We start from the raw sequence: 19,977 nt of genomic DNA, 5'->3' as shown, positions 1-19,977 counted from the left end.
ATGGTCGAAAAAACTCCTGAAACAACTTTCTCCGGACCAAACGACGAACCTAAATACAATAATCCGCTTATTTTATGACCAGTCATGGATAAATTGCCCATATCAACCGCTGGCGGCCTAGGCTAATCTCCTAAAACCATTACAGACCACAAGCCCATAATAAAACAAAGAAGGCGCCCTTTTTAGACGCCTTCTTCTCTAAATATTCACAATCTCAATCTCGACTATACCCTTTGTCAAAGAGCTTTTATTTATCAAGTATTGAAGTGTTTTGGTAAAATTTCTTATTTCCCTGTATTCTAGCAAGTTTTCTTTGACTGACTTGCCTATGTGCTCTTTCTTTGAGTATAGTTCTATTGATTTATTTAGCGCATTTAGAGTGAAGGGAATGTCTACCAAATGAAGTTCACCGTTTTCAACTTTAGAAACATCAATCGAAAAATCATAATCTCGTACATTCTTTGGTTCTACTTTCATTCTTTGCCACCCATCTCGCAAACGTTTTGCAGAAACTTTTTTAAACATATCATCACTTAAATCGTCCGGAATCAAAACTGTCACTTTCAGCTCCTTAATCTTGAAACTATTTCCATCATCTAAGAAAAACTGTTTTTTGTCATGCTTATCTTCAAGAAGTCGCTCTACAGTACGTTCAATAAAATTCGAAAAATAGCCATAAGCTAAAGCTGTTGATGGTAAGAACCCTAAGTCGAAAGTCTCTTCTTTACTTTGGATATGAGAAATAATATCGAACTAATCAGAACGAAGAAATTTGGAGGAAGCTCCAGAAGTATTACTTATCATTCGATCGAACAAACCGGCAATATGGCTAACGCACGGGTAAAATTGGAAAGCCAATATTTAATCTTTCACTCACTGATCGTCTGTGTTCAGGATCATGGGCATTGGAAGATAATAAACAACCTTCCGACGATAGAAGTGAAGTAACGTTTTGTATTTTTGATTATAAAGGATTACGGCCAATGAATCGATTTTCTCCAAGCAGAAAGCCGATGGCGCGCCTGATATTTTCAGCACGGCTTGCTGGTGTTTTCAGCGCAGAAATATAGCGGATGATCTCTTTCTTTAAATAAGGAGGTAGCTCCAGGAAAATAGCATTAGCTTTGCTGTTTTCAGAAAGGGCCTCCATGAGATCTGCTGGAATATCTAGTATGCTTTCTGTTGGGTTATAACCGATAGACACCGTTATAATTTCGCCTATTCTTTTAGGCGATGCGGGTAACATTTTCATGTTGATGTAAAGCCGCCAAGAACCCTTAAACCGGACCAGGGTCTGCGTATAAGGGTTCTCGTTCACGTAACCCTTTATCGGGATTGGTCCCTTATCACGCCCTGCATCCTGAAAAATAGTGTCCAGGATGTGCTCCGGAACGAAGACAAACGGATTGATACCTATGATATCCAATGAAGCTTCGAATTCATACATGTTTTTGTTCGAATTTATGGATAAACTTTTGTTTAGCAAAAAGCTCTTTAGCATCCCGACGGAGCGATTTAAAACTCGATCATTTCCAAACACATCCTACCATTATGATATGGGCACTTCCAAAAGCCGGCCTTGTCTTCTCCGTCGTTAACCAATCCGTTTTCCAAACGGCTCCAATACCATTCCCCATTTTCCTTATCCACGGTATACTGTTGAATATAGCTCCACAGCGCCTCCGCTTTCCGTTTGAAAGCATCGTCGTTAAATATCTTCGCCATATATTGATAACCCACTACCGCTTCGGCCTGCACCCACCAGTGTTTCTCATGGTCCAAGTGGCCGTTTTTTAGTTCATAGGCCATGCTTCCGTCCGGTAATATTCCTTCAGCAGCGGCTTCCGCTATTTTTCGGACAACCGGGCGAACCTCGTCTTGGAGTTTCACATCACCCAGTACCGTTACCGCTTCCCATAGTAGCCAAGCCGCTTCAATATCGTGCCCATATGAAACCACGGTGCCTTTGGTATTCCACTCCCCATCAAAGAACAGCTGCAGGTGGCCTGTTTCGGGATTAACGATGTGGTCCAAAAATACACGTACTAAATTATGCTGGGATGCCAATACACGTTCATCCCGCCACACGCGAATTAAGTTCGTATAGGCTTCCAGAATATGCAAATGGGTGTTCATGGTCTTTGCCTCATTCTCGTCCTTTTCGCTTAACCGCATATCGGCTATAGGTTGCCAGTCTTTCGTAAAAGCTTCCCAATATCCGCCCAGTCTTACATCTTTACACGTCTCTATGCTATCGAATAGGGAGATTGCGAAATCCAGTGCCTCCTGTTCGCCTGTCGCTCTATAGTATTCCGAAAAACCATACAGAGCAAAACCCTGTGCATAAATTTGTTTTTTTGTATTTACCGGCTCTCCCAAGTGATCCACTTCCCAAAATATGCCACCATATAGGGGATCCACAAAATGATTTTTGATATACTGGAAGGCACGTTTGGCCATGTCGCGGTATCGCTTTTCATTTAACACGCGATAAGCTGCCGAGAAGGTCCAAAGCACCCTTGTATTCATTACTGCACCCTTATTCGCGCCAGGCAACAGTCGGTTTTTTCCATCAATCCTCCCGTAAAAACCACCATGCTCCTCGTCCACCATCTTTTCTTCCCAAAAACGTAGGATATTATGCTCTAGTTCCTTTCTAAATCCGTTCATCACTGTATGTTATTTAATATTAGTTTGAGGTCCTTCTTTTTTCCAATTCTGTTGTGATATCGAGCATCTTCTTTTCACTCAATGGATAGAAACTGATAAACAAAACGGATAAGACGGTACCGATTGCGGGGAAAAAGCTCAGGAACATGCGTATGCCCGACAATGTCTCCGCACTTTGTGCCTGATTAGCCTGAAAACCATAGTACCCCAACAGCCATCCCGTCACGGCTGTACCAAAAGCCCAGCCTAATTTTTGGCTCATAGACGACGAACTAAAGATCAAACCGGTAGCGCGATTTCCCGTCCGCAATTCCGAATAGTCTGCACAATCGGCATACATGGACCACAATAATGGAAAAATCGCCCCGGCACAAATGCTTATCAAAACCTGAAGTACGAAAATCATCAACAGCTGATCACGTTCCAACCAATAAAAAGAGATGCTCGCTGCTGTAGCAATTAACATCGCTCCCATATAGGTATTTTTTTTTCCGATCTTATTACTTAACGGCGCTGCCCCAATAACCCCCAGGATATTAGCGGCCTGTCCTAACGCAAGATACAGCCCGCTCAATACGAAAGGTATATGAAAGAATACTACATTACCAAACTGATCTTCTCCTACGTAATATTTAAAGTAATAAAGTGTCGCCCCGTCCCTTATGGAATTGAACACCAATGCAGCCACTCCCGCTCCCAACAGAATCCACCAGGGTCTGTTGTGTAATAGGTCACGAATATCCTGTTTAAGCGTTGAACTTGTCGAGGCTATTGGTACTACCCGCTCTTTTGTCCAATAGAAACACAACAAAAACAGCAAGACCGAAAAAACAGCAATGACTGTGGCGGCCATAAACCATCCTTGCTGCTGATCGGTCATGTTTTGACTGTTTTTGCTAAAATAGTTTACCAACGGATTGAACAATAATAACGTCACAAAACTTCCAATATAGGCAAAGGTCATCCTGAATGTGGCCAACACATTGCGAACCTTTGGGGATGGGCTCATGACGCCCAATAGTGACGCATAAGGGACGTTAATCGCCGAGTATACCATCATCATTAACGAATAAGTAACATACGCATATACTATTTTCCCTACCCCGTCCAGTGCAGGGGTAAAAAACGTGAACGCCCCGATCACGCCAAAAGGAATCGCAACGTATAAAATATAAGGTCTGAATTTGCCCCATTTTGTCCGTGTGCGGTCGGCGAAAGCACCAACAATCGGATCAAATAAAGAATCCCAGACCCGCGTGATCAGAAACATTGTACCTACTGCTTTTGCCTCCATGCCGAAGATATCGGTATAGAAAAACATTAAGTACATGCCAAATAGCTTCCAGAACATAGAAGATGCGGCATCTCCTAAACCATAACCGACTTTTTCCCGAAGGGGGACTTTATCTGATTTCAGTTCCATGATGGGTTTATATGACGCCTAAATTAACGATTTAAATTTTTTGCAATAATACGGGATAATGTATTGACTGACGTGGCAGAACGAAGGCCATCCTCAGCTGTGTTTAGGCAATAGTCCAAGAGCCTATCAATCGAGGATACGGCCACGTGCATTCGTGTATCGCTTGATGCATAATAAATGTAGACTGTACCATCCTCGTCGGCTATCCACCCATTTGTAAATAGTACGTTCGAAACATCTCCTACACGCTCTTCCCCTTGTGGAGCCATCAAATGTCCAGCCGGTTCAGCAATCAATTTGTTAGGCTGGTGGAGGTCGGTCAAGAACAAATACAGGACATAACGAAGTCCTGCTGCACAGGCGCGGACACCATGCGCCAGATGTAACCAGCCTTTTTCCGTCTTTATCGGCGCAGGTCCCTGACCATTTTTAAGTTCTTTAATGGTATGATAGGCACGTGGATTGACAATTTTTTCCTCCAATACCACAGCTTTTTCCATACTATCCACTACTGTCCAGCCGATTCCCCCTCCACTTCCCGCATCTATGAAACCATCTTGCGGACGAGTATAGAGTGCATATTTCCCGCCTACAAATTCCGGATGCAAGACCACATTACGCTGCTGGCTTTTAGATTGTAGGTCGGGTAAGCGTTCCCATGTCTTTAAATCTTTTGTACGTACGATGCCGGCAGCGGCAACAGCAGACGATAGATCGCCAGGTGCAGCATTAGGATCTTTGCGTTCGGTACAAAAAACACCGTAAATCCAGCCATCCTCATGCTGGGTAAGGCGCATATCGTATACGTTCGTATCCGGTGTCTCTGTTTCAGGAATAACGATGGGATAATCCCAAAATCTAAAACCGTCAATCCCATTTGGGCTTTCTGCAATGGCAAAGAACGATTTTCTATCATTGCCTTCTACCCTTACCACCAAAATATACTTTCCCTGCCACTTGATGGCACCGGCATTGAACGTGCCATTAATGCCAAAACGCTCCATCAAGTACGGATTACTTGTTTCGTCGAGATCAAAGCGCCAGTGTATGGGAGTATGATCTGCTGTTACTACCGGATTGACATACCGCTCGTAGATACCATTGCCAGGCAAAACAGCTTCATTCTTTTTATTTAATAATTGCTCATAAGCCTCCTTTACGGCGGCCAACCGGTTTTCAAATTTTCTACTCATTTCTATTCCCAATGTATTTATATGGTCTATATGATTTTTCTTTTCTCGTGTTAAAATAGATGCGTGGTAAATTTTGCGAATTGTTCTCGCCAAAATGCCCATTCGTGTCCGGCCGGCGCTTCGTCACTTTGATAGGTTATCCCCTGTTTATCCAAGGCTTTCAAAAAAATCAGATGACCTTGGTAGCGTGGATCTTTGGTTCCGCAACTTGTCCACAGGATCTTAACCTCTTCATTTATTTCTCTTTTTTTACGCTCCCAATCTGGTATGTAATCTGCAAGTTTTAACTTTTCGTCGCTTAGCAGTCCCGAGCTGAACTGACCGATGTAGTTAAACTTATCCATATTTCGCAGTCCTATAACGAAAGCCTGTCCGCCGCCCATCGACAAGCCGGCAATAGCCCTTCCTTCTTTGGACTTCATTACATGAAACCGCTCCTCCACCAGCGGGATCACATCATAGAGCAGTTCATGTTCCAAGATCTCCATTCCTTCTTTTGAACTACCTCCTGCCCAGGTTCCGTCTGTATGCCCGTTGGTCATGACCACCAACATCGGTTTCGCTTTATGCTGCGCAAGGAGATTGTCCAGCACATCTGCCACACGTCCGTCGCGTGTCCAACTCCCCTCATCGTCTCCACCGCCGTGCCGTAGGTACAAAACAGGAAACGCTTGCCCGTCTTCTTCGTATCCGGGTGGCACATATACATATACCATTTTACTCCTTTGTAGTGTTGTTGCACGATAGCGCAGTATACGTACCTCGCCATGTGCCACATCTTGTGCCTGGTCGAAAAGAGGGGATTCTCCTCTTACCTCGAGAATATTTCCGTATAGAGAGGTACCATGCTTGACCCGAGGGTTTTCTATATCTAACACCGTGAGTCCATCCACTTTAAAACTATATTGATATATACCGGGCTGCAGGGAGTCTACGGCTACAGACCAAACTCCGGTCTCATCCTTCGTCATTCTCCATTCCTGAATATCCCAATCGCCTAGTTCGACCAAAACGACCTTAGCATGAGGAGCTTTAAGACGAAACGTTACGATACCATCCTTATCCACCTGTGGAGAAAACGTGGTTGTATTCGGTCTCCACCATCCGTCCGTGCTGAAATTGTTTCCGACGATAGCTTGCGCCTTGGCAGCGAAGAGGGAGAACATCAACAGAAAACCAGTTAGTATTATTTTTATAGACATCATATCGTAGGTATTAAATAGGCCATACATAGGTTGCAATAGCTCCGGCAGCTAAAGGAAGGTTAACAAACCGACCCTGGTATTGAATCTTTACACTCCGGTCAGTAAAAGAACTATTCGCAACAATGAGTACAATCTTCCCCTCAGGTGTCTTAAATGCCACATTCGGCAATACGTTACCCTGTGCGATGGAAGTCGCCCTTGTAATTTCAGCATTTTCCTCATCTGTCGTTAAATTGACGACCGCATCAAATGGACCATTCGACTGTATGCGCACGGAACCCGGAGGCACAAATTTGGAAGCTTGCGCTATAACATGGAAGGCTACATTTTTGGAGACTGCGTCGCCATCCAGTGTAAGGGCACCTTGACAGATAGAACAGCCCCCATTATCGGTATGTGGGTCATTATTGGGATCTGCAGCAAGATTCCATAAAATAAGGTTTTTACTCCAATTGCGCATGGTTCCTATCACTAAACGTTCTACTTGATAGGCCATATTCATTATCGGCACATCACTGTTCTGAATGACCATTTGCTCTGTAAAATAAATATTCTTATCCGGTCGTGCCTGATGGACAAGGGACATGGTACTTATATCGCCACCATAGTGATGAAACCCCGAACCATCCACATACCTGTCCAGCTCCATATCATTTAATAAGGCTAAGGGATAATCTGGCCGGTCGCAGTTATGATCAAAAAGTACAATTTTTGTTTCCGGTGCGTTTTTGTCAAAAAGAGGTCCAAGGTGATCGCGCAAAAATATGCGCATCTCTGGCACCGTAATAGGCATACTAGGGGTATTTCTTGAATTCAACGGTTCATTTTGTACCGTAATAGCGTCGATCACAATCCCTTCTTTTTTCATTTCCTGCACATAACGCAATAGATATTTTGCATATACCGCATAGTATTCTGGTTTTAGCGAACCTCCCCGCACCTTTCCGCTGGTTTTCATCCATGTCGGTGCCGACCAGGGGGAAGCCATTATTTTTAGTGTCGGATTAATGGCTAAAATTTCCTTTAGTACGGGAATGATATCATCGTAATCATGTCCTAAGCTAAATTTTTTCAGATCTATATCCGTCTCGCCATCTTTTAAATCGTTATAGGAATACACAAATCGATTGAGATCCGAAGCGCCGATACTTAAGCGTAGGTAACTGATCGAAACGTCATTCGTTCCTTTGCCAAATAACTCTTTCAATAAAGCAGAACGCGAAGATAGATGCATTTTATGAAGCAACTCTGCGCTTCCACCCGTCAATGCAAAGCCGAAGCCATCAATCTCCTGAAACGTTTGCCGTTCGTCTACTACGATCGGAAAATGTCTTCCATCGTTTTTCCCGAAGAGCTGAATAGGCTGCTCTTCCAACAGTGCCGAACCGTCGGCTTTGGAAATCCAACTTCTTACACTAGGCTGCTGCGCAAAACCAGCGGACAGCCATACAAAAGCTATCAAGTAGAGCAAAAGTGGTATATTCCTTATTTTCATACGATCACTATTTAAATATTGTACTATTAAGTTCTTTCAATAGCAGTACCCGATCAGAACCATACACTTCTTTAATTGTTTCGATGCTATTGTGCTCAAATACAAGCTCAGACCAGCCCATAAAGAAAATCCAATCCTTTTGCTCCTGCAATACGGCCAAGGAGGGTAGTTTTTGACATTCACCTATGCCCATCGGTTTTCCGTTCGCTACCCGTTTGATGGTTTCATATTTTTCGTTCGAAAATCCAGAGCCGTCATCGTATACATCCAGGGAGACGATATCCCAATATCGATCGCCCGGATTGTATAGGTCCGCGTCCTTGTCCAAGGATGGAAAATCCTGAATATTCCACACCCATAACAAGTTGTCCAATCCCTTCTCTTTTACCATGTAATCATGTACCCAGCGGTAAAGTTTAACAGTACCCTCTTCACCCGGGCGGCCGCCCCACCAGAATTTACCCTGGTTCATTTCGTGAAATGGTCTGAACAGGACGACCACTTTATTATCTTTCAATCGCTGAAGATGGACCGCTACTTCCTCCATCATCGTAATGAATTGCGTATGGATGGTTGTTCCTTCGTTAAAAAGCTCTTCCCACTGTGTATCCGTCAATGTGCTCAACACCCCTTTTCCGTCATCCCAGGCGCAGGGTTGCCCGTTTGCAGGATTACAGGCGTGCCACATGATATTGACTATTGCACCGTTTTTAAACTGTTTGATTGCTTCGTTAATCATGGTTTCGCGGTGTTCAATGTTCTCCTTCTGGAATAAGAAATCTCCGCTCCACAACGCAGGGTAATCACCCACCACCTTCTGTACGGCATCGGTCCATTGCGCGGGATTACTGTTTGGTTCACGATTGTGAATACCACCGAGCACATAGTTTGATTTAATGTCGGATAGTAATTTCAGTATACGGGTTTTCTCCACCTCGATCGTACCCGAGATGGAATCCACCGTTTGCGTTATCGTCGAATCACCTTGTTTTGAGGTCGATCCATTGTCGCCACCACAGGCCGAGAGGCTTATTAAAGCCGCTGCGACCAATCCTTGATAATATAGTTTCCCTTTCACCATGCACATATTTTAATTTAAAAATTCGTTAATTAACCGTCACATTATCCGCCAACACATACATATTGGGCAAATCTTTAGAGAATAAACTCACCGAGCTCCGATAAAGCACCTTGAAATCTTCCACCGAGCTATGTCCTTTCCACGGACCATAAAAGTGGAAACCTTCCTTCAAGGGGTCGTACGCATTCCGCCACATCACCACCATGCTTACCTGTTTACCAATCAACGGTGTCAGTATTTCCTTTGTCCAATATTCTGTGTACGGAGCACCTCCATTTCGTATACCTTCAATTCCTACTTCTGTTACACCACAGGGTTTGAGCTTTTCTTTTGACAAAACCTGTAGTGCCCTAAGATTAGATTGAAAAGCTTGCGTGTTGGTGCCATGATAGCAATCCATTCCAATAAAATCCACAAAGTCGTCTCCCGGCCAGCGGAATAACAGCTCCTCCCGGCCACCTACGTTATCCCGTTGTGGGGAAATCGCATAAATGAAGTTGTGTACCCCTTTCACCTCCTTTAGATAGTTTAAGGTGAATTTCCATAGTTGAATAAATTCATCATTTGTTGTACACTTGCTTCCCCACCAAGACCATTGCTGCGTGTGTTCGTGAAAAGGTCTGTAAATAATTGGAATCAGTTTCCCCTGCTCATCTTTAAGCGACAGGGCAAATTCGGCTAAGTTGTCCAGCCATTGCTTAAATTTCACGTTTGTCGCGCTGCCTTCCTGTAGAATCTGTTTGGCCACATCATCGGATGAGTTGTCCCAAGAATCCCCTCCAGTAAGGGGATTATTCAGGTGGCACACTGCCGTAATCACCTCGCCGCGCTTACGTGCTTCCAAAATTGTCCTTTTCCGTGCGGCATTCAACGTAGATGTCGCTCTGCGGTCATCCATCACTTCGGCAAAGTCCACGCTGAATACAGCCGGATAGTCTTCCACTATTTCGTATACGTCCGACCGACCCGGTTCGTTCATCCATTCGCGACCATAAATCAACGCATCATGGTGCCCAAACATAAAACCTTTGCTCTGTATTCGCCAGAGCTGCGAATAAAGCGCTTTCGTCTCTGCCGTAGCACTTTTATCAAATAAGCTCAATGACACTGCCTCATCGTTGCCCTTGTCATCATCGATGATATCGTCTTTCGATTTTCCGCACCCTATGGTAACCATCAGCAGAAAGGCAAAACTTAAAATCGTACTCTTGTTCATAACCTGCTATTTAGTTTTGTTTTTTTACTTCAATCCAATATCTTCTCGGCTTTTTAACAAATTTGTCGTAATCCGAGTAAATGGCGTCCCAATCATCTGTCCCACTTAAGGCGAAGGCAAAAGCATTATGCTGTATCGTCTTGGTCAAATTATTACCTAAATTCTCCGTCGTAGCACCTAAGAAAGAGCAGTTCACGCGTGTTCCATCCGCGAAGATCAATGTAAGTACATCCGTTGTGTAATCCCGTTCCCATGTTCCTTCACCTTTCGGCAATTTCCGATAAAAGTGATTCACATCGGTCCGCGGATCAAGGATATAGGTAAAATCCGCATAGAGACCATCAGCTCCAGCATCATTTATAAAATCCCCTGTTGTTCTACCAGTAGGCGTTACACCAGTCAGGGTAAAGGTTAACTTATTATCCAGCTCTACTTGAGGGCCATTCGTAGCCGACCAAATCCAAGGCTTGCTCGTTAATGACAGTACGGCACCGCCTCCATATTCAGGACCCGTTCCGCCATATACGACTAAATCTGTGATATCGTATGTTCCGGTGATGGTTTCCTCAAACGGTTCCACCTCTACCTCCCATTCCCTCGTTTCTCCCGTTTCTGCGGTTACTTGATATTTAAACTTATAGTCATTTGTCAGAAAATTAACCTGTTCTCCCGAATTCGGAGAAACCGAAGCTCGGTATGATTGCTGGATAATCGGACGCACGTTAGAAAAATCTGTATGCTCTTCCACCAATACCTTTACCTTCACCTTTCCCGCTGTGCGGTCTACCACCGCTGCTCCAATCTGGGTGAATCCCTCGCCCATTGTAAAGTTCTCGATAGACTTTTCGTTGCTTTTAACACCATCATAAGGATCTTTCTGACATCCCATAAAAAGCCCGAGCAATACCAGAACTGTCAGTGTTGCTTTTATTTTTATTGTTTTCGATTTCATGGTTAACATACTTAAGGTTGTATTAAAGGATTTGAGTCAATTTCACGTTGTGGGATAGGAAAGAAATAAGCGCCGGATGTGATGCTTTTTCCATACTTTTCCACCAGTACCTTCTCCATACTATTCGTACGACGAAGGTCGAATAGCCTATTTCCTTCAAAAGCCAATTCAAATGCGCGCTCCTCCACAATGGCCTCTCTAAATGCAGCGGGCGAAAGATTCGGACTCAATGGCCCTAAACCCGCACGGTTGCGGATCTTATTCACGGCAGCATAGGCTTCCGTAGTGGGACCAGCAGCTTCGGCATACACCAGTAAGATATCCGAATAACGAATTACCGGCGAGTTAGTACTCATCTTGTCTGCATCCCGTAAAGGATCTATAAACTTTCGAGTAAACGGACGTGAAAAGTCGTTTATTCCAAACTGGATAACGTTGCCGTCGGGGTTAATTACTTCCGAAACAATCAGGTCTGTTTTTCGTTTATCACTCGCATGATAACTGTTATAATGATGTGCCTCCATCTGGAAGTGATTCCATCCTCGACCTATATTGATCGTCTCCGTATTCGGATCACTTGGGTTATACGGAATCGTCATGACAAAGCCCGGATCTGGCAGAAACATATTGGGTAATTTGGAATAGTTACCTTCCCGTTCACCGGAACGGTCTACTGCTGCGTCGAAGATATGCTCCGAAACCGTCGCATTTTTATACACTTCCGTATTCCATATATCCGGGAGGACATCGGTAAAATTAAACACCTGTTGATCGTTAATTACTTTACCCGCATAACGCAGTGCCTCATTATACATCTCATCACTATTGGCAACGAAATCATAACCAACCGAGCCCGAAGCCTTAGCGGAGGCCAAATGCAAATACACTTTTGACAATAAGGCCTGTGCCGCAACTCGATTTGCACGACCTTCAAAATTTTTCGCCGCAGACATCAGTTCTTCGCCCTTTTTCAAATCGGCAATAATGACATCGTAGAGATCGGAGATGCTGGACTTCGCTACGGGTATCTGTTCTGCTTCGACCAGAGGTTCCAAACGAAGGGGTACTTCACCAAATAAACGAACCAGGTTAAAATTGTGCAGCGCACGCAGGAAATACCCCTCACCGATAATTTGATTGCGATCTGCATCCGGCATATTGGGAACGTTCGGTACATTTGTAATGACGGCATTGGCTCTCGCAATTCCGCGATACATATAGGTCCACAAGTTATCCAGATCGGAATTGGTCGACGTTGTGCGCAACTGCTCTAGTTCGAAGTTTGCCTGCCCAGCGTCCGATTTTGCTGTTAAATTTTCCGTCGGTAGTTCCATAATGATATAATAACCCCGCGAATAGTACCCTACTTCGGGCAATATCGCATAGGCATATATCAGACCCGATAAGGCATCATCTGCGGTTTTATAAAACGAATTCGAATTCACGATACCATAGGGTTCTTCTGTCAATTTCGAGCACGACAGAAAAGTGCTACTTGCTATTCCCGCTAGGCAAATGCCTGCAATAATCTTATTCATCTTCATGTCTTTTTGAAATTTAGGTTAAAATCCTACTGATACACCAAAAGAGTAAGCACGGGGTCGTGGATAGTTACCCCAATTTATACCATCTAAACCGACCTCCGGATCAAATCCCTTATTGAATTTCGTAATCGTCAACAAATTATTTCCCGATGCATACAACCGGATATTGCTAATCCCTTTAATGATGCCGGGTCTAAAGTTATAACCTAGTGTTACATTCTGAAGACGTAGGAATGATCCATCTTCCACAAAGAAATCAGATGCTTTATACCCTCTTGTGTTATTTGCACGTGGATAGAGATTGCTTGGATTATCCGGCGTCCAGCGTTGCACTTGCCGGCTAGGTGTCATCTTCTGCAAATCGAACACATCATTACCGTATACGCCATAAAACTGCGCATTTAAGTCGAAACGCTTATAGGAAACTGAGGTATTAAAACTATAGATAAAATTCGGGGTCGGATCGCCTATAACGACGCGATCATATGTCGGATCGATGGTACCATCGGGACTTCCATCCGCACCAGCGATGTCCATATACTTGATCTCGCCTGGGATCGCTTCTGCTCCTGTAAGTCCGGCTTCTATCCCCTCTTCTAACGACTGGATAATACCGTCGGAGCGATAACCGTAAAAGGCATACATCGGCTGTCCGATAATAAAGTGATTCACATTTTGACGTACCATTTCGATCAACGATCCGGTCACAACGCGGTCACTTTCGCCCATGGCGACTACTTTATTTCTATTCAATGCGAAGTTACCGCCTACAGACCAGCTTAATTCTTCCCGTTGTATAATACCCGCGTTAAATCCCAATTCAAAGCCGCGGTTACTGATTTCTCCATCATTGACCCATTGTTGGTCAAAACCCGATGAAGGCGAAATGGTACGTGTGCGTAATAAATCTTTTGTATGCTTATCATAATAATCTAGGGTTAACGTAAAACGTTGGTTCATAAAGCCAATATCTAATCCCAGATCGTAAGAAGTCGTTGTCTCCCATCGCAAGCTTTTGTTTCCTAAGCCGCCAACAATGGTTAACCCCTGATCATTGTTTGCGCCTGCCAATCCTGGACCAAAGCCTGTCATAAAACCGTTCTGTGCACCAACGTAATAGCGTTCCGAGCCAAATCTATCCAAGGTTTGATAAGGTGAAATACCTTGATTACCCGTCAGACCATAGCTGGCACGTAATTTTAGTTCGGAGAATGCGTTCAGATCTTTGATAAAGGATTCCTCATTTAATTTCCACGCCACGGCAGCCGAGGGGAAGAAAGCCCATTTGTTATTTTCGCCAAATTTTGTCGATCCATCTGCACGCCCCGTAACCGTAAATAAATACTTATCCAACAAAGCATAATTCGCCCTACCGAACCAGGAATGTAAGGTAGACGCCGATAGACCGTTGCTGAGCACTTTCGTTTTCGCGCTGTTTAGATTTTCGTTCTGCAAGTTGTCGTTCACGAAGTTCATCCCCATCAGATTGCTCGTGCGCGTCCGTGAATTTTGGAGCGAGAACCCACCCACAACATTCAAACGATGGGCATCGTCGAATGTCTTATCAATAGTCAAATAATTCTCGTTGACCAATTCATTGTTATTATAGTTGTTAATTGCACCATACCCAGTATTCTCGTACCCTCGAAATGTAACATTTGCTGGCTCATACACATCACCGATCGAATTCCCATATTTCGTGCTAAGCTGCGTTCTGAACTGCAACCAATCGGTGAGCTTTGCGGAAACGAATACAGTTCCTAACACATCTATCGTCTTCGACTTATTGAGTACCTCATTTGCTATGGCGATAGGGTTACCGAAATCCATAGCCGATGTACGGAAGTAATTTCCGTTTTCGTCATATACCGGAAATATTCTTGAACGGCCGGCGCTCAAGTTCTGACCTGTATTATTTGTATAGGTTAATATAATATTTGTTCCAGCAGAGATTGCATTCGTCAATTTCTGATCTAGGTTCAGCCGTCCCGTATATTTGTCGTACGCGTTTTTTATGGCGAGCCCTTCTTCTTTATAATAATTACCCGACATCGAATATTTGGTATTCTCTGCACCGCCATCTATACCCAGCGTATAGTTTTGTGAAAAAGGATTGCGGTATACCAAATCTGCCCAGTCGGTATTTGTGGCCCATTGTGGCTTATTGGGATCGAGGCCACGGAGTTCGGCGATGGATGGAAAATACACGCCACTCCGCACTTCTCCAAGATACGGCAACTGACTAAGTGGGGTGCCACCATTAAGTGCCGCCTCATTGGCATAAACAGCTTCTTCGATACCATCACGCCAAAGATCCGGTTTTACGGACAATGTGGAAACCGTATTTAAGGTGTTCAACGATATCCGCGGCGTGCCCGCCCGTGCTTTCTTCGTTGTCACCATAATCACACCATTGGCACCTCTTGATCCGTAAATTGCGGCCGATGAGGCATCTTTCAGCACCTCAATCGATTCAATATCCTCCGGATTGATTTGCTTTAGATCTCCCGCGTCTCCCCAAGGAAAGCCATCGACAACGACCAGCGGTGCATTTGACCCACTTAAGGAACTATTTCCTCGGATTCGAACTGTCGCCCCAGCACCAGGTTGCCCACTTGATATAGCGACCTGTACACCAGGAATCTTACCCTGCAACAACTGATCCACCGACGACGCAGGCGTCTTGTTTAAATCGCTCCCCTTTAATGTAGCGACAGCGCCCGTTAAATCGCTCTTTCTTACACCACCATATCCCACTACGACGACATCGTCTAAATCTAAAGCTGTACTTAGCAATACAGCATCTATGGTAGACCGATTGTTGACGGAAATCTGCTGTGACTTCAACCCTAAAGAACTGAAAGACAGCACATTTTCCTGATCAGCAATTGTGATCTCATATGTACCTTCTTCATTTGTGGTGACGGTGTAAGCACCGGATTTAACCGTGACACCCGGGAGTGGACGCCCTTCGTTGTCTCTTACTACACCAGACACCATACGGCTTTGGGCCATCGTGAGCTGGACCGCGAAAAGTATACTCCAAAAAATAGCGCAGGTTCTTAGTAAACTTCTTCTCATTATATTAACATTTAGATTTATACATTGCTTATTTAGGCTATTTTTCATCCGTCTCGATCAATGGGCCGGATTCCAAAATTGGTTAGCCTCAAGCTTTAGACAAAGATATTCCAAAGCAAGTCATCGAGAGCAATACTATTTTAGCCAATTATTATACAAAAAATAGTGGAAAGGCTATTTTAAAACAAAATAACCCACAAAATGACATATATTATTTTAACTATCTATATGAAGATACGACTACCGCTAAAGTTTACACGGTATTCGGAGGGGGTACAATTCTTCTTTCGTTTAAAAGCTCTGTTAAAATTGGATATATTATTAAAGCCACATAAGTAACATATTTCAGCTACCGTATTGCTCGTTTCTATCAACATGCGCGTAGCATGCCCGAGCCTTATTTCGTTGAGGTTATCAATAAAAGTTTTCCCCGTTCTTTTCTTAATAAAGCGGGAAAATGAAACTTCAGACATATTCACTTGATCAGCGACTTCCTTGAGCGTGAGTAAAGCGCTATAGTTCTTGTTCATAAACGCAAAAGCTGCGTCAAGTCTTCTGCTCCGAAAATTTAGGCTTTTGTCCAGCAACATATCTCCTTCTACCAATGTCTTGGCATCGTTGCTGACCGACAACTCCCGCAAAATCAACATGAACTTAATAACAGAGTTAAAACCTATCGTTTTATGAAGTGTGAGGATTTCTGGAGCAACTTTTTCGATTGTTTCCTTCGAAAACTTAATGCCAAAGCGGCTGAGTTCAAACATTCGCTTGATGAAGTTCAATTGGTTTTTATTCAGAAAATGTTCACTAAAAAGATCTTGGTTCCATTGTACAGTGACTTCTACAATTTTCTTTGTAGCACAACGATGGTTAAACCAGCCGTGGGGAAGGTTGGGTCCGGTAAGCACCAACTCAAAATCGTCAATTTCTTCCATCCTGTCCCCCACTATGCGCCGCGCTCCCTTGGCGTGCAGGATCATGTTTAATTCAAATTCCTCATGATAATGATAGGGAAAATCGAACTTTTCCTTTTCTCTATGGAATACGGTAAAACATTCTGTTTCCCGTAGAGGCGTTACTTCTTTGATCGCGTTATGGTTCATGCTATTAGGAATACAATCATCGAAAATAAAAAGTAAAAATGGAAATTCATAACGCAAATAATTAGTTCGCCTTGCCCCTATTCTAAGATGTGCAGCATTGCATATATAAAGTTATTGTCATTTGCATTGGTTTTATTCGTATTTTTACGAGAAGTCTGCAACATTAGTTGTTGGACAAAATCGATCATCTGAAAAAACATGACATTACTATTATTGTACCTCGGCACTGCATTAATTATTTCATTTATATGCTCAATAATGGAAGCGGTGCTGCTTTCGACTCCAATATCATATTTAACGTGAGTTCGGTTTAAGCAGCAAGGAATAATTGGTTTTCTTTTTGCTCGAACTGAATGTTTAACGCAGGTTTTTTAGGGAAGAATGCATAAGCTCCAAGTGCTCCTAGAATATTTAAGAGAAAGTTGTTGACGGATCTATGTCTGGTGTGTTGGAGTTTACAAATGTTCTTCAATTCATCGTTTACACATTCAATAATTGCTCTTTTTCTCAAGATGATCTTATCTGTTTGACTGAGATTCATTCCCCTCATGTTTTTTCTTGGTTTGGTCACCTGTAAGCTTCCCTGAAAAAAAGACTGTTAGAGAATAGAAAAATGATTTATAACTTTAACAGTGTACTATGAAAGGGAAACGATTCAAACCGGAGTAGATCAGTAAGATCCAGAAAGAGTTCGAGGCTGGTAAAAGCGTTCAGGAACTCACGCGTGAACATGGGGTCAGTGCAGCCTCCTTTTACAAATGGCGCCAGCGGTAGGGTGGCCTGGACGGTAGCGAGCTCAAGCGAGTGAAGGAACTGGGAGAAGAGAACCGCAAGCTTAAGCGGATGTACGCGGAGCTTGCCCTTTGGAGGCGGCCAAGGAGGTGATAGCAAAAAAGCTTTGAAGCCCTGCCAGAAAAAACAGATTGCCCAGTAATTGATGGAATCAGGGAAAGGCATCAGCAGGGCGTGCCGGGTGTTGGGGTTGTTTAAGACCTGTTATTATTATGTCGGTATACGTGATGACAGCCAGGTGGAATCCGCTTTAAGAAAGAAAGCGGAAGATTTTCCACGGGAGGGTTTCTGCAAAGCGCTCAGGAGATTACGCCGGCAAAGCTATGGTTGGAATCATAAACGCGTCCATCGTGTATACAAGCTTATCGGATTGAACATCAGAAGGAAAGAAAGCGGCGGTTGCCGCAAAGGGTAAAACAGCCGCTGGTCAAACCCATGTTGCCCAATGACACCTGGTCGATGGACCTTATGAGCGATGCACTGAGCAATGGCCGGCGGTTCCGTTGTTTCAACATGGTGGACGATTTCAATAGGGAGGCACTGCATATCGAAGTGGATTATTCCCTGCGCAGTTCTCGGGTGGTCTGGGTGCTAAACCATCTGATTAAACGCAGGGGAAAGCCTGGGAAAATCAGGATGGATAACGGCCCGGAGTTCATATCCCAGCTTTTAACGGAATGGAGTATGGTCAACGACATTGAGTTTATCTACATCCAGCCGGGTAAGCCCACGCAGAACGGATTCGTGGAGAGATTGAATGGAACCTACCGTGAAAATGTGCTGGACTGTTATCTGTTTGACACCCTGGATGAAGTTAGGGAAGTGACCTGGCAATGGATGGATGACTACAACAATCACAGACCGCACGACAGCCTAGGTAATATGTCGCCAACGGAATATGCTGCCCTACCCCATTTTGAAAGCGACAAACAAGCATGTTAGGGTGCTTAGGTTCAGGTTAATTTGATGAGAAATTTGTAAAATTATGCAGTCTTAATCTGGGGAAGCCGACACTGCGCTAAATCAAAGCCATCACCTATAAGTATTAGTCTGTTCATTATTTTTAAATTTACAATTATCCTCAACACTTAAAGTACTTTCAGATCCATATAACTCAAATAAATGATCATTTTTAGAATCGTCACCTTTATAAATAAAATTGTTTTTTATAGACAATAATTTATCGACTTGATTAAATTCAGGCAAGACTAATTCCCTTTGTATATTATGGAGCATTCTATAATTAATTAGGAAGCTATTTTTTTCGTTTTCCCATTTACTTCCATAACCAGATAAAAAATTATAATAAAGTAAAACGATTTCATGATTTGACAACTGCCCTCTTAACAATTTTAAATACTCACGTTTTTGTTCATATGTTAAAATACTATTTTTAACAACAAAACCAGTACTAGAAATTAAATGTCGATAATAATGTCCTAGTCTTCTTTGATGGCCTGAAAATGGTTTATAATTAAAATACATTTTAAGGGATGGGTACTTTTTATCTAAATTTTCTTTAAACACCTCTTTATCAATAAAACAACTTCCCTTAACACTCAAATAATTATCAATTTTTTTCCCACCAAGGCTATGTGATTTTCTACACTTATGCAGTTCATTAATCAATTCAAGTAAAAAACTGTTATTATAGTTGTGATAACGGTTATCATAATAAGAGTCTTCAAACCTATCCAATCCATGAAAAAATATTTCATATGCTAGAAACAAATATTTTTTATTTTCATTATTTGGAAACAAATAGTATGTTTTTTGGGAGAATATATCATTTTTACTGTCACTTTTATTATCATAATGAGTTATTGTGTCTATTTTCAAATTAGCAACCTTTAACTTGTAACATTTTTTAATAATTAGATATATACACTCCAATTCCCTAATCATTGTAACAAAAACTTTTCTTCCTTTTGTAACTCTCAACTCTTTAATAGCTGAATAATTATATTCATATCCATCAATTTCCATCTCATTAACATTTTCCTTATGTAGCCGAAGCATTTCATAAAACTGCGATTCAAACTGTTGCAACTTAAACTGATCTTGTACTTGTTTATTTGCTTGATACTGTATATAAAAAGCTAATCCTGTTACAATTACAGCCGCAATAGCTGTCTATAACGGAGGTCAACGGGCCATTCAATTCGGCTATAATACCCAATTATTTCGGAAGTCACTGGGCCAAAAAATCTCCTTAATTTCGG

15 protein-coding genes and 2 pseudogenes are annotated in these 19,977 nt (G+C 42.9%); 2 read left to right on the top strand and 15 right to left on the bottom strand.

What is annotated here, in order from left to right:
* Positions 1-198 precede the first annotated feature (198 nt).
* Positions 199-735: an STING domain-containing protein gene (locus BC792_RS17840; RefSeq protein WP_317131727.1), complete on the bottom strand. Its 537-nt coding sequence runs from the start codon at positions 733-735 to the stop codon at positions 199-201.
* Here BC792_RS17840 and BC792_RS17835 point away from each other — a divergent pair, their 5' ends adjacent.
* Positions 736-948, top strand: coding sequence for a hypothetical protein (locus BC792_RS17835; protein ID WP_148910377.1), 213 nt, complete (start codon positions 736-738; stop codon positions 946-948). It begins immediately after the preceding gene.
* Between the two features lie 16 nt (positions 949-964).
* On the opposite strand, the gene BC792_RS17830 is transcribed toward BC792_RS17835, so the two are convergent.
* The 13 genes and pseudogenes from BC792_RS17830 to BC792_RS17770 all read right to left on the bottom strand — a co-directional run.
* Positions 965-1,447 carry a YdeI/OmpD-associated family protein gene (locus tag BC792_RS17830; RefSeq protein WP_148910376.1) on the bottom strand — a complete coding sequence of 161 codons (483 nt, stop codon included), beginning with the start codon at positions 1,445-1,447 and terminating at the stop codon, positions 965-967.
* A 68-nt stretch (positions 1,448-1,515) separates the two neighbouring features.
* Complete coding sequence (locus BC792_RS17825; protein WP_148910375.1) at positions 1,516-2,670, bottom strand: AGE family epimerase/isomerase; 1,155 nt, start codon at positions 2,668-2,670, stop codon at positions 1,516-1,518.
* 19 nt (positions 2,671-2,689) lie between these two features.
* Positions 2,690-4,093 carry an MFS transporter gene (locus BC792_RS17820; RefSeq protein WP_148910374.1) on the bottom strand — a complete coding sequence of 468 codons (1,404 nt, stop codon included), beginning with the start codon at positions 4,091-4,093 and terminating at the stop codon, positions 2,690-2,692.
* 23 nt (positions 4,094-4,116) lie between these two features.
* A complete protein-coding gene (locus BC792_RS17815; RefSeq protein WP_148910373.1) occupies positions 4,117-5,286 on the bottom strand; it encodes a glycoside hydrolase family 130 protein in 1,170 nt (389 codons plus the stop codon).
* A gap of 50 nt (positions 5,287-5,336) precedes the next feature.
* The gene (locus BC792_RS17810) at positions 5,337-6,491 is read right to left on the bottom strand and encodes an esterase (RefSeq protein ID WP_170250084.1); all 1,155 of its coding nucleotides are present in this window, start codon (positions 6,489-6,491) and stop codon (positions 5,337-5,339) included.
* Positions 6,492-6,501: 10 nt separating this feature from the next.
* Positions 6,502-7,986, bottom strand: coding sequence for a glycoside hydrolase family 30 protein (locus BC792_RS17805; RefSeq protein WP_148910371.1), 1,485 nt, complete (start codon positions 7,984-7,986; stop codon positions 6,502-6,504).
* A 7-nt stretch (positions 7,987-7,993) separates the two neighbouring features.
* A complete protein-coding gene (locus BC792_RS17800) occupies positions 7,994-9,067 on the bottom strand; it encodes a glycoside hydrolase family 26 protein (protein ID WP_148910370.1) in 1,074 nt (357 codons plus the stop codon).
* Between the two features lie 25 nt (positions 9,068-9,092).
* On the bottom strand, positions 9,093-10,283 hold the full coding sequence (locus tag BC792_RS17795; protein WP_211357582.1) for a glycoside hydrolase family 26 protein: 1,191 nt from the start codon (positions 10,281-10,283) through the stop codon (positions 9,093-9,095).
* Positions 10,284-10,293: 10 nt separating this feature from the next.
* The gene (locus BC792_RS17790; RefSeq protein ID WP_148910369.1) at positions 10,294-11,235 is read right to left on the bottom strand and encodes a hypothetical protein; all 942 of its coding nucleotides are present in this window, start codon (positions 11,233-11,235) and stop codon (positions 10,294-10,296) included.
* 11 nt (positions 11,236-11,246) lie between these two features.
* A complete protein-coding gene (locus BC792_RS17785; RefSeq protein ID WP_170250083.1) occupies positions 11,247-12,773 on the bottom strand; it encodes a RagB/SusD family nutrient uptake outer membrane protein in 1,527 nt (508 codons plus the stop codon).
* Between the two features lie 24 nt (positions 12,774-12,797).
* The gene (locus BC792_RS17780; protein WP_170250082.1) at positions 12,798-15,860 is read right to left on the bottom strand and encodes a SusC/RagA family TonB-linked outer membrane protein; all 3,063 of its coding nucleotides are present in this window, start codon (positions 15,858-15,860) and stop codon (positions 12,798-12,800) included.
* Positions 15,861-16,084: 224 nt separating this feature from the next.
* A complete protein-coding gene (locus tag BC792_RS17775; protein ID WP_148910366.1) occupies positions 16,085-16,963 on the bottom strand; it encodes an AraC family transcriptional regulator in 879 nt (292 codons plus the stop codon).
* A gap of 310 nt (positions 16,964-17,273) precedes the next feature.
* Positions 17,274-17,546, bottom strand: a pseudogene (locus BC792_RS17770) (transposase); the annotation flags it as partial.
* Positions 17,547-17,632: 86 nt separating this feature from the next.
* Here BC792_RS17770 and BC792_RS17765 point away from each other — a divergent pair.
* Positions 17,633-18,664 (top strand): annotated as a pseudogene (locus BC792_RS17765) (IS3 family transposase); the annotation flags it as partial.
* A gap of 123 nt (positions 18,665-18,787) precedes the next feature.
* Here BC792_RS17765 and BC792_RS17760 read toward each other — a convergent pair.
* Entirely contained in the window at positions 18,788-19,741 is a 954-nt protein-coding gene (locus tag BC792_RS17760) for a putative phage abortive infection protein (RefSeq protein WP_170250081.1), read from the bottom strand.
* Positions 19,742-19,977 lie beyond the last annotated feature (236 nt).

It is taken from the genome of Sphingobacterium allocomposti (assembly GCF_008124885.1).
Taxonomy (GTDB): Bacteria; Bacteroidota; Bacteroidia; order Sphingobacteriales; family Sphingobacteriaceae; genus Sphingobacterium; species Sphingobacterium allocomposti.
Note: the sequence above shows the minus strand (reverse complement) of the source record. Positions and strands in the feature narration are given on the sequence as shown.